The sequence below is a fragment of the uncultured Boseongicola sp. genome (assembly GCF_937988555.1).
GTDB lineage: Bacteria > Pseudomonadota > Alphaproteobacteria > Rhodobacterales > Rhodobacteraceae > Boseongicola.
Genome location: NZ_CALJXO010000274.1, coordinates 1 through 11426 on the forward strand (window position 1 = coordinate 1; position 11426 = coordinate 11426).

9 protein-coding genes are annotated in these 11426 nt (G+C 54.0%); 7 read left to right on the forward strand and 2 right to left on the reverse strand.

The window, feature by feature from the left end:
- The 5 genes from Q1B15_RS16560 to Q1B15_RS16580 all read left to right on the forward strand — a co-directional run.
- Positions 1 to 1012 (forward strand): ABC transporter permease subunit (locus Q1B15_RS16560; RefSeq protein WP_299755721.1); only part of this gene is annotated, 1012 nt, incomplete at its 5' end.
- A gap of 8 nt (positions 1013 to 1020) precedes the next feature.
- Complete coding sequence (locus Q1B15_RS16565; RefSeq protein WP_299755722.1) at positions 1021 to 1971, forward strand: hypothetical protein; 951 nt, start codon at positions 1021 to 1023, stop codon at positions 1969 to 1971.
- Positions 1972 to 2996: 1025 nt separating this feature from the next.
- Positions 2997 to 3659 carry a hypothetical protein gene (locus Q1B15_RS16570; protein WP_299755736.1) on the forward strand — a complete coding sequence of 221 codons (663 nt, stop codon included), beginning with the start codon at positions 2997 to 2999 and terminating at the stop codon, positions 3657 to 3659.
- The gene (locus Q1B15_RS16575; RefSeq protein ID WP_299755724.1) at positions 3652 to 4575 is read left to right on the forward strand and encodes a BadF/BadG/BcrA/BcrD ATPase family protein; all 924 of its coding nucleotides are present in this window, start codon (positions 3652 to 3654) and stop codon (positions 4573 to 4575) included. Before Q1B15_RS16570 ends, Q1B15_RS16575 begins: the two co-directional genes overlap by 8 nt.
- A gap of 28 nt (positions 4576 to 4603) precedes the next feature.
- Complete coding sequence (locus Q1B15_RS16580; protein ID WP_299755726.1) at positions 4604 to 5557, forward strand: SIS domain-containing protein; 954 nt, start codon at positions 4604 to 4606, stop codon at positions 5555 to 5557.
- An 897-nt stretch (positions 5558 to 6454) separates the two neighbouring features.
- Here the strand turns inward: Q1B15_RS16580 and Q1B15_RS16585 are convergent.
- Entirely contained in the window at positions 6455 to 7708 is a 1254-nt protein-coding gene (locus Q1B15_RS16585; protein WP_299755728.1) for a class II D-tagatose-bisphosphate aldolase, non-catalytic subunit, read from the reverse strand.
- Entirely contained in the window at positions 7705 to 8655 is a 951-nt protein-coding gene (locus Q1B15_RS16590; RefSeq protein ID WP_299755731.1) for a carbohydrate kinase family protein, read from the reverse strand. Before Q1B15_RS16590 ends, Q1B15_RS16585 begins: the two co-directional genes overlap by 4 nt.
- A 229-nt stretch (positions 8656 to 8884) precedes the next feature.
- Here Q1B15_RS16590 and Q1B15_RS16595 point away from each other — a divergent pair, with 229 nt between their 5' ends.
- Together Q1B15_RS16595 and Q1B15_RS16600 are read left to right on the forward strand one after the other, a co-directional pair.
- Positions 8885 to 9910 carry a LacI family DNA-binding transcriptional regulator gene (locus Q1B15_RS16595; RefSeq protein WP_299755733.1) on the forward strand — a complete coding sequence of 342 codons (1026 nt, stop codon included), beginning with the start codon at positions 8885 to 8887 and terminating at the stop codon, positions 9908 to 9910.
- 109 nt (positions 9911 to 10019) lie between these two features.
- A complete protein-coding gene (locus Q1B15_RS16600; protein WP_299755735.1) occupies positions 10020 to 11339 on the forward strand; it encodes a sugar ABC transporter substrate-binding protein in 1320 nt (439 codons plus the stop codon).
- Positions 11340 to 11426: the final 87 nt, after the last annotated feature.

Here is an 11426-nt window from a genome sequence, read left to right on the forward strand (position 1 = left end):
TGCAGATTTCGGGACGCCGGCCATCTTAGGTCGCGGGTTCCGGACACTGTCTACAATCGCTTTTTCGGCGTATCGGTCGGAACTTGGGGGGGTGCCGACAATGGCGGTCACCGTGTCAATGATAATGATAGCTATCTCGATGCTGGCTTTGCTGGCCCAGCGCCGTATCCTCGCAAAACGGCGGTACGCGAGCAGCCTCACGAATTTGCCGGTCAAAACGCACCTCACTGGATGGCGGAATGTTGCGGTGCACGGCTTTTGCCATGGTGTGGTTCTTATTGCGATGCTGCCGTCGCTCGTTGTCGTATATACATCTTTCCTGAAGACAAACGGTCCGGTTTTCGTGGGTGGCTACGGCCTTGAAAGCTATGGCCGCATCTGGCGCACTGCACCGGAGGCTATTGCGAACAGCTTCTTATTCGCTACTGCGGCAGTGGTGCTGATCACGGCATTTTCAGCGCTGATCAGCTATGTAATTGTCCGACGCGAAACGACCGCATCAGGTGCAATTGATTTTATGATGATGGTGCCATACCTCATTCCAGGTGTGGTGATGGCGATTGGTTTTGTCACAACCTTCCGCTCTGGCTTCTTCGGCGGGATCGGGGCCGCGTGGCTCTTGGTAATGCTCTATTTTATCAGGCGCCTGCCGTACGGCGTCAGGTCAACGACATCGAGTCTCAGGCAGGTTAAGCCATCCATGGAAGAGGCAGCCATCAATCTCGGCGCGCCGCCGCTGATAGCCTTTCTGAAAGTAACTGTCCCACTGATTCTACCGGGTCTTATCGTTGGATCTCTAATGGGCTTTATCACGGCTATTAACGAACTTTCTGGAACTCTCATCCTCTATGACGCGGGGTCGATTACCATGCCGGTGTCGATCTATCTGGCCGTGCTTGATGGTGAATTCGGTTTGGCTGCCGCGCATTCGACGGTCTTACTGCTTTGTACTGGGGTCTGCGTCTACTTTGTCTTTCGATTTACCGAAAACAGAAACTCCGCTTTTCTTTGAGGGTGCCTATGCGCTTAGAAGTTTTCAACCGATCGAAATACCGTGATGGCTCAGCGCCAGGAGATGATGTGCCGCTGGTTGTGCCTGGCGTACTCTACGGGGTCTTTGATGGTGCAACCGATCCTCGCGGCACTGTTGTCGATGGCGTAGCCGTAGGACGGTTGGCTGCGACTATCGTTGCATCAGAAATGGCTGCAATGGCGTTTGATCCGGTTTTCAGGACTTTGCCGGGCTCAGACATTATCAACCGCCTGTCTGCCATCTTGAAGGAAAGAACTGACCCGCTCAACCTCGTCATTCCACCTTCGACAACCCTTGCCGTCGCGCTTGATTGTGGCGAGAGCTGGCGGTTCATTCTTCTCGGAGACAGCGGCATTCGACTGAATGGCCTCGAAGTTCACCACCACCAAAAAGTCATCGATCATGTGTCGACAGCCGCGCGCGTGGCCGTGTTCAAAGAACTTGCTGCCAAGAATATGGATCTCGACGAAGTCGAAGCATTGACACGCAGAAGCATTTTCCTGGGCTTTGACAATGCGATTTCTGAGGGAATTATTTATGCAGCGCGTGCGCAAGAAATCGTGGAAGAAGCAATTGAAGCACTCGGGCTTAGCGATGTGGCGGATCTTGTCTCAGGCTTTCTTATGGGGGGAATTCAGACTCAGTATGGGTTTGGGAACACCACGGGGAACCCGTTGTGTTTCGACACCATGAACGGAACTACACCCCAGTTAGGAGAGCTCCAAGACTTCGAGCGAGCGAAGGCCGACGTGACGAGCGTTGAAATATTCACCGACGGCTATCCGTGTTTGCCTGAAGAAGCCACGACAGCGGCTTGGGAGGATACATTCCAAACTGCCGAGGAACAAGATTTTCACAAGATAGGTCGTTTCGCAACGGTTAAGGGATCGAGCCGCACTGAATTTTTTGACGACCGAACAGTGATAATTCTGGAATAAAGTACCTAATTCCATAGGCCACTGCTTACACTCGACGTTAAGCCGGTCAAATGCTGCGCGGTCCGCAAAAGGCCGCGTTGCAGGGTCTGCAAAGCAAAGGTAAAGTCGATGGCCAATGGCAGCAGTGAGCCCTCAGTTACAAAATTCTATTCACTGGTTTTTTACAGATGCGGAATTTGGGCTCCTTATGAACGGCCCAAGCCGACCACATGTCCTTTGCCCCAACGCTGCATAGCGGCTTTTGCTTTCGTGCCGTGACGCCATCGCGCAGCATTTTCTTGTGATCAAGGACGACAGCTGCGATCGCTAGGAGCACTCGAAAATGTACTTCAAAATCCAAATTCTCTTGGAGCCTGATCTTATCTGGCGTCGCCAAGTATGAATGCGGGATTCTAAATGAATAATACACGTCAACATGACCCGGCATCTTTACTGCCTGAGATAACCGTCATTGATTGTTTATCCCGGGCGCATTTTTCAGCAGGTTAGCCACTAATTCTCTGCTGAGCTATTTGAATATGGATTTCTCTCTATTTGTAACTCCCTTTGCCTCCTCGTCTGGTGCATCGAGTTGGATCACTCCGTTGATCAACACTTTCGCAACCACGCAAGGTTCATTTCCGCGATTTGACCAGGTATGATTGTTGCCGCCCTGGATCAGGACGTTCCCGGCCTTTAACAGCAAGTCATTCTCTGGCACTGCCCTCGGGTACAGTTAGTGCCGGAAAACTAGGCAGAAACCTCTAAAGCGCCTGGTTCGGCGTTTTGCAGAATTCGCGGGCAAGAAAAGCGAAGTCGCCAAATGGATCAAGGTTTTTAACTCAGTGACAGCCAGTTTTTTGATTGGGATTGATCTATTTCGCTGGCATGAGTACCCAAACCGGAGAGAAGATATGGCTACGGACCGAAAATCAAGATTGATTATGCTGTTCTTGGCCAATGACAGGCCATCAGTAGAACGCATCGCCACCACACTTGGCACCTCGCTTGCGATTATCCAGCGAGACCTGATTGAGCTGGAGAAAATGGGTCGGATTGAGCAGCGAAATGGGTCTGCCCATATTGCAACTGGATCACGCAAAGCACTTGCTTTTTGGGAGCGCGAGCAAGGGTGTATTGACGCGAAATGCACCATTGCTTTTGCCGCATCTCAGAGGACAAGGCCGAACGAAAGGCCTTTTGGGGATGCGGGGACGGCCGTGTTGCAGCTTGCGCGGTATATTCGGGGGATGGGTTCGTCGATCAAAATTTTCACCAAAGGTTTGGTGGTCGCTCAAGAGTTCGCACATGTTCCCAGTATCGAATTGACGCTCATCGGTGGCCGCGCTCGAATAGAAAAGTTATCGACGGTGGGATCAGCCGCAAGCTCAATGATGGAAGAGCTTTGGTGCGACTGCTTGTTTCTTGGGAAAAAAGCAATCGATGTTGAGGAGGAATTGATAAGCCTTGATGCCGAAGAGGCGGCGATCAACGCGCAAATGGTCCGTCGCAGCGCTCGTGTGACAGACTTTGCGGATAGCAGCAAATTTGGTTCTCGCGTGACACATTCGGCGGAACAGCTTGCCATTGGTCACACGCCGACTTCAGAAGCCGAGCCAACTGGTGAGTTTGCCAAGTATATCGAACGATCTGGTGTAAACTTTGCGCCGGCAGAAACCGAAAAGTCCCAGCAGGTGATTCATGCATAGGGCGATTGCGGCAATAGACGGCGGGGGCACAAAGACAGCCGCAGTCATTGCAAGACGGGATGGCAAGGTGCACGAGTTGCCAAATGCTCTAGGCTGCAATCCGCAAGACGGGACCGATTGGAAAAGCGCACTGGGTTCCATTCTGGCGCAAATTCCAAAAGACGCACTACTCGTATTGGGAATGCCGGGTTACGGCGAAGTTCCCAGCATTGATGCACATGTCACGAGATTTGTGGCAGAACGGTTTGGACCGAACTGTCATATTCTTAATGATGTTGAATTGGCGTTCCACGGCGCCTTCCCAAAGGGTGACGGCGTGTTAGTTTTGTGTGGCACGGGGTCGATGGCGGTAGGTGGAAGACAAGGCCGTATCGTACGTTCGGGCGGTTGGGGTTATGTCATTGGTGACGAGGGCAGCGCTTATTGGATTGGTCAACAGGCCCTTGCGTACGCTGCCGCCGAAATCGATGGCCGAGCGCCTGATGTACAATTTGCGAGTCGGTTGAGCGATGCTCTAGATGCGCCAAACCACCCTTTTGGTCTGTTGGAGTGGGTCGCCGCCAGTCCGGCACCAAGAGCACAAGTTGCAGAAGTCGCACGCGCTGTTGATCAACTGGACACAAAGGGTGACGCAATCGCCAGATCAATATTGGATGGAGCTGCACTGCACTTAGTTGCATTGGCGCAGTCGGTCGCTGAGCGATCCAAAGCCACCGCCCCCTATAAATGGTGTTCGGCCGGGTCAGTTTTCCAAAGCAACCGGATTGCGGCGATGGTTCAACAAAAACTTGGCCCGCAAAGCCAACCCGCAATGTCAACGCTCGGGGGCGGCCTAATGCTGGCTTCGGCAATGGCCGAATGGTCGGTCGACGCGGAATGGTCAGCGAGCATTGCCGCCCAACTTGACCAATCATGAAACTTTTACGCCAAAAAAGGACCGAAAAATGAGTTCAACCGTAAGCGGAATAACCGGTCAGTTCGACTATTGGCGCAAGGCGCAAATGCCCGCCGCACTGCCTGTATCGGATGCAATCCGCATCGTCATCGGATGTGGGACCAGCTATAATCTAGCGTTGGCTGTCGCATCTGCCCTTAGCGCGGCTGGCCACACTGCCATGGCCGTACCCGCCGGCGAATGGTTCGACCGACGCGAAGCCTATTTGCCCGATGGCGCCCCTGCTGAAATCATAGCACTTTCACGCAGCGGGACGACCACTGAGACGGTTCGCGCGGCAACGGCCAGTCGTGCACTTGGGCTGCACGTAACCAGCGTGTCTTGTGCTCCTGGAACAGTGCTCGAAACCGCCTCGGATATCGCGATTGTCTTTGACACGCATCCCGACGAAGGGATCGTGATGACCTCATCTGCCTCACTCATGCTGTTGGCAGGTTATGCGATGGCGGGGCTGAAAGTAGATGGCGCCCTGGCAGATCAGGCAGGGGTCTTGCTTGCATCTATGCAAGCGGCGGACACAACGATATTTCACTCTCGCAGTCACGTGGTCTTCTTGGGGGGCGGCGCGCATTACGGCATCATGCTCGAGGGCGGCCTGAAACTCATGGAAATGGCGATTGCTGCAACGCAAACTTTTCATCCCGGTGAATACAGACATGGCCCGATAAGTCTGATTGATGAGGGCTCTGCTGTGGTCATGCTTTACCATAGCGACACCGCAAAGGCGGACGCCGATTTGGTCAACGAAATACAGGCAAAAGGTGCATTCGTTTTAGGGATCGGCGGTCCCGGTGATATTTCACTGCCAGTTAAGGCGATCGGTGATCTGGCCGGAGCAGAGGCTCTGCCAGCGCTTCAGTTTTTGGGGGAACGCCACGCGCAATCCAAAGGTATCGACACAACTGCCCCTCGTCACCTAAGCAAGGTGGTTGTGCTCAAATGATATCCCTTGATGCCTTTCTGGATCTGCCCAAGCATCACGGTGCCGGCCGCAATGAAGTGATCCGCTAAAATTGGACAGCGAGTTAAGACTTATCCATCACGAACGAATGGATACAAGAATGACGAAGCGACTGAATTTTTCAGACAAGTTTAAGGCTGCTGTGGTGCTTGAGGCGCTGCGCGGAGACAAAACAGTTCAAGAGATAGGAGCCAGCGCCAGCTCCACCCGACGCAGGCGAGTGCATGGAAACGGGAGGCTATTGAAGGCATGGCTGGCGTCCTCTCAAGCAAGTTACGTGCATGAGATAACCGGGGTTCCAAGCAAAACGGATCATCAGTAACTAGCCCTGCTTCCGCAACTCAGAGCGGCCTCACACCGCCCTTGATAAACGAATACCGGACCCGCATACTTTGGCAAATCGGAGATACGAAAAGCGGCATGAACATAGACCTGATGCGTCTTAGCTAAGCCGCAAACCTGTCCTAAAAAGCAGCACCACTTCACCGGCCATTGGTCTAGACTGCAGCATTTTGACCGCCACTATGACGGGAGTGCGGGAGAAAACCGACTTTCACCGTGAACTTACGAATCACATGGCGGTTAGCGACCGATCTTACTTTTTTGCTATGGCTGAGGCGTTACTCAAAAGACCTTGCCCGCAGATATTGAAGCAGTGTTGCGGACGTCCTACGGGACTATCTTAGCCGGTTGAATAGCGCAGTCGCCTAGGGTTTGAATTGCGGGCTGTCGAGTCCAGGTCGAATACCGGCTCATCGATGCGTTTTCCAAAAGGCAGGAATTTCGTAAACAGTTGGTGTTCTGCAATGTGCCTTTTGAAGAATGAGCGACTTCACTCTATATCTTTAAGCCCTTCAGTTTCTCGACTAAGCCCGTCAATCAGGAGAAGCCCCCCGCATGGAAATAACGGGAAACGCACCGATTAATGTGCTTTTCCAGCAGGACCGAAGGATCGGTCGAGATCTCTCCAAACTCCAGCCCCATGAATGCCTGACTGACCAGCGTTTCCGGCAACGGTGCCTCCGATAAATTCTTCAAAAGCGCGTCTAACGCCGCAGTGACCTTCGCATTGGTCCAATAGTACCGGATGCGGTCGCTGTAACTATAGGTTCTGAGCTGCGCAATCTGCTCGTCCGAGCCGCCGTAGTAATCCTTCCAGTAGCCTGGGCTTTGGGTCATGAGATCCTCAATGACCTCCCGGATGCGCGATGGTCGCGCAGGCTTGATTTGGGCTTCGATATCCGCCAGAGCCCAGACAGCCTCGCGAAAGCGGAACGTCAGTTCCGGGCCGACTTTGAGAAAAAAGAAGTGGCTCTTGACCAGCGCCGCCAGTGCCTCCGTCGGTTGGTAATCCGTTGAGTGCGCCTCGAAAGTCAACGCGTTCTCGGTCAGAATCGCGTCGCTGAGAGGCTGCGCCTTTTCCGGCACGAAGGGAAAGATCGAGGTGTGCCCGAAATCGACACCGGGCTGGGTGACGATCGACGCGATCCGTGCCCAAGCAGCCTCTAGCCCACGGGCGGCGAAGGCGTCGCGGTGAGTTCGGATGGTTGCCCTGAACCTGTCGACCGATGTGACGTCGAGCTCATCGGGTTCTTCAGTTTCGCCGCCCGGGATCGGGACCTCGGTGCCGATGATGTAGATGAGCTTTTCCGGCTCGGGCGCATGCGCCTCGGAAACGGCGCAAAGGTCTGCAGCTCGTTCGGCGACCTGTTCAAAGGTCGGGTTCGGCTCTCCGCCGCAGGCCATGCTGGCATCGATGTGAATCTTCTGGAACCCGGCCTCGACGTATTGTTTCACCAGCTCGCGGGCTTTTCCCATCGCGCTTTCAATGGGTTCCGATTTCCATGGGTTCGGCCCAAGGTGATCGCCGCCCAGGATTAACTGGTCCATCGGAACGCCAGCCCTATCTGCCAAGCCGCGCAGCCAGGACATGAAGTCGGCGGCGGTCATGCCTGTGTAGCCGCCGTCCTGATTGACTTGGTTGCAGGTTGCTTCGATCACGGTCGGGAACCCGGTTTTTGCGGCATAAGAAAGCACTGCCCGCAGGACGTATTCGTTCGCGGTACAGAAACAGGGCAGCCCAACTGCCTGCCCGGCGCGGTTCTTGGCTATAAGGTCTTTAACGTCGATCATACGGGCGCTTCCTTCGATCGGGCGCGATTCAAAAATGCCGCTATTTCGGCGGGGCCAGAATTTCCTTCCATTGGTCCGCGCCGCGTGACCGCAATGGCACCTGCCGCGTTCGCCTGAACGCCAGCATCCCGCAACGATGCCCCTTGCGCCAAAAGCGAAACAAATGTTCCGCCGAAGCAGTCACCGGCACCAGTCGGATCGACCTCTATGACAGCGTGCCCCGGAAAATCGAGCCGTTCTCCGTTGCCAACAACTGTCGCCCCGCCTGCGCCGCGTTTGATGACGATCACCTCGGCTTTAGCCTTCAACAGATGCTCAATCGCGGCGTCTTCGGACAGGTTTGGAAGCAGAAACTCAAGGTCGCTTGTGCTGGGCATCAGACAAAAGGCGCAGTCCATGACCTCTGCAAGGCAGTCGCGCACTGCAGCGTCGCGCATCAGTTCCGGACGGGCGTTGGGATCACAGGTAATCTTTCCACCCGCGGCATCAATTTCACGTACCGAGGACATGATCATTTCGCGCATGGCTGCGTTTCCAAGAGATGCCGCCGAGACATGCAGATAGATGGTCGCTGGATCCAGAATATTTTTGGGCAGTTGGAAGTGATCCGCTGCAGTGTTCGTCAAGTGAAAGATGAAATCGCGACTGCCGTCATCGTAGTAAGAAACGAAGGCAACGCCGGTGCTGAGGCCGGACGATGTTGTCACACCCCGAATACCAACGCCGTCCTCGGACAGACGCTGCAAAACTGCGCGGCCAAAGCCATCATCGCCGACACCACCGATCATCTCTGTCGTCGCCCCCATCCGAGCGGCCTGGTCAAGAAAGATAGCGGGAGCACCGCTGGGGTAGGGGCCCGAGTAGTCACCGATTTGTTGAAGGCCACAGTTTGGGCGATGCGACACAAACTCGACAAGGATTTCCCCAACCGTCGCTATTTTCGTCATCAGTACCCCAAGGGTTATTGCGCTTGAGGCTGGCAATGCCGGCAGGGCATGCTGGCCAATATCTAGCGGAAGCGCACTCAGATTGTCTGTTGACGATTGTCATCGCTGGAGCCTACTGTCAATCTCAAACATGGCGCGCGTAAAGATTTAGGGAGTGCTGGGGTGTTCTGCTTGGCGCGCATGATCGCGGTATTGAATGACATCGCATAGGGAGCCGAGGACTGTTCGTATGACTGGACGCAGAATCAAGAATATGGATGAGTTCGCGAAGCTCAGCGATATTTCACGACCGACGTTGTCCAAATATTTCAATGACGCCGAGAGTGTGCGAAAGTCATCGCGTGTCAAAATTGAGGCCGCGCTGGAGAAGTTTGATTATCGTCCGAATATGTTTGCGATCAACCAGAACCGCAAGCTGACCAAGACGATTGGCATCGTCGTACCCTATCTGGCTGACCCGTTCTTTTCCGAGATCGTGCGCAGAATCGAGCGACGTTGCATTGATGCGGGGTTTTGGCCCGTTGTCTTCAGCGCCCATGGTCAGAAAGGCCTGGAAAGCAATGCATTGGCGATATTGCAGTCGCTCAGGCCTGCGGGTGCTTTGATTGCCCCGCTTGGTCGCCACTCTGATTTCGAAGTCGTTCAGCAGTTCACCAAAGAAGTACCGACCGTCGTTTTTGATAGTAACGTGGATGTTGGAAGGGCCTTTGTGGGATCAAACAATTCCCAGAGTATAGGTCTGATCGTTGACTACCTTTGTCGAACAGGTGAGCCGCCCTGTTTCCTTGAAATGCCGCCGGTTAATCCCAACGCAAACAAAAGAAGAGATGCCTATGTTCAGGCTATGGAGCGCCTGGGCCACGACCCTCAGGTACTTCGCGCTGATGGAACAGGTTGGGAATTTGAGCGGATCGGTCTTGAAGCGGGTATGCGACTGATCACAACTCGATCCCTGCCATCCGAGACCATCCTTTGCTCTAACGATCGACTGGCCATTGGGCTTCTCGCGGCAGCTTATCAAAAAGGACTGCGCGTGGGTCATGGTCCTGGCTGTGCGTTGCGTGTTGCGGGTCATGATGACCATCCATGGTCTCAGTTTACCTGCCCGCCGCTCACGACGGTTGCTCAGGATTTCAACGCCATCGCTGAAAAAAGTGTTGAAACGCTCTTCGAGATTATCAAAAATAATAGCACGATCACTGATCGTCCAGAGTTTGTGTTCGACGGAAGATTGGTGTTGAGGGCGTCTGCATGAGCCAGCGTTGCGAGTGGAGAAATGTTTACGCGAGTAAAATTAATATTTGACTGGTGTGATGATGTGTTCTAAGACATTTTCAATCCAGCAAACCTAGGGAGGAAATTGGATGAAACTGAAAAACGCACTTTTTGGCGCGACGGCGCTTGTGTCGGTCGCATCGACCGCAGTCATTGCCGAAGAAATCACAATCGCGACGGTAAACAACGCCGACATGATCACCATGCAAGAGCTTGCTCCTGCTTGGGAAGAAGCAACAGGCAACACGATCAATTGGGTTGTCCTCGAAGAAAACGTACTTCGTCAGCGCACAACGACTGACATCGCGACGGGCGGTGGCTCGTTCGACGTTATGTTCATCGGCGCTTATGAAACACCAATCTGGGGCGCCAAAGGCTGGCTGACACCGCTGGACGATTTCGCTGACGATGCCGACTACGATCTGGAAGACATCTTCCAGCTGGTCCGCAACGGCCTGTCTGCAGACGGCAGCCTCTATGCAGTGCCTCTGTATTCTGAGACATCTTTCACATTCTATCGTGCGGACCTGTTCGAAGCAGCTGGCATCGAAGTGCCAACTGAGCAGATCACATACACACAGTTTGCAGAGATGGCGGCAAAGCTGCACGACCCAGACAATGGCGTATACGGTACATGCCAGCGCGGTAAAGCTGGCTGGGGTGAGAACATGGCATTTGTCGGTACAGTTGCAAACGCCTTTGGCGCGCGCTGGTTCGATGAAGAGTGGAACCCACAGCTTGATTCAGCTGAGTGGAACAACGCGATCACTTACTACGTCGATCTGATGATTGCTTCGGGCCCTCCCGGTGCTTCTGCAAACGGCCACAACGAAAACCGCGCTTTGTTCAAAGAAGGTAAGTGCGCCACTTGGGTTGACGCGACATCCGCTGCTGGCGACGTTCGCAACCCAGCCACATCCAGCGTAGCTGACACGACTGAATTCTTCAAAGCACCAATGGAAGTCACAGACAAAGGAACTGGATGGTTCTGGTCTTGGGCACTGGCAATCCCAGCAAGTTCTCAGAAAGCTGACACCGCTAAAGACTTCCTGAAGTGGGCTACATCGAAAGAGTACTTCACATCTGTCGGTGAATCCAAAGGCTGGGTCGCTGTTCCAAGCGGCACACGTCAGTCGGTAGAAGAGGATGCGCGTCGGGTTGAGGCAGCTCCTTTTGCCCCGGCAGTCGTAGACGCAATCCTTTCGGTTGATCCTGCAGACCCAACACTGCTTCCTGTTCCTTACACAGGCGTTCAGTTCGTTGCGATCGAAGAGTTCCAAGGCATTGGTAACTACGTCGGTCAGCAGGTCGCCGCTGCTCTGGCTGGTCAATCGACCGTCGAAGAAGCGCTGGCAAACAGCCAAACTTTCGCGGTCCGTGAAATGACCCGCGCTGGTTACATTAAATAAGTTCCTTCCTGGAACTTGGGTCGGGGCGTGTTGCCCCGGCCCAAACTTCATTTTACCAACGCTACCTTAGTATTTCGGCAAAGATCG

What these genes read in the sequence shown, in the direction of transcription:
- Q1B15_RS16585 (WP_299755728.1), bottom strand. Translation starts at nt 7,708, where the DNA reads ATGATCGACGTTAAAGACCTTATAGCCAAGAACCGCGCCGGGCAGGCA.
- Q1B15_RS16570 (WP_299755736.1), top strand. Translation starts at nt 2,997, where the DNA reads ATGGGTCGGATTGAGCAGCGAAATGGGTCTGCCCATATTGCAACTGGA.
- Q1B15_RS16590 (WP_299755731.1), bottom strand. Translation starts at nt 8,655, where the DNA reads ATGACGAAAATAGCGACGGTTGGGGAAATCCTTGTCGAGTTTGTGTCG.
- Q1B15_RS16595 (WP_299755733.1), top strand. Translation starts at nt 8,885, where the DNA reads ATGACTGGACGCAGAATCAAGAATATGGATGAGTTCGCGAAGCTCAGC.
- Q1B15_RS16600 (WP_299755735.1), top strand. Translation starts at nt 10,020, where the DNA reads ATGAAACTGAAAAACGCACTTTTTGGCGCGACGGCGCTTGTGTCGGTC.
- Q1B15_RS16565 (WP_299755722.1), top strand. Translation starts at nt 1,021, where the DNA reads ATGCGCTTAGAAGTTTTCAACCGATCGAAATACCGTGATGGCTCAGCG.
- Q1B15_RS16580 (WP_299755726.1), top strand. Translation starts at nt 4,604, where the DNA reads ATGAGTTCAACCGTAAGCGGAATAACCGGTCAGTTCGACTATTGGCGC.
- Q1B15_RS16575 (WP_299755724.1), top strand. Translation starts at nt 3,652, where the DNA reads ATGCATAGGGCGATTGCGGCAATAGACGGCGGGGGCACAAAGACAGCC.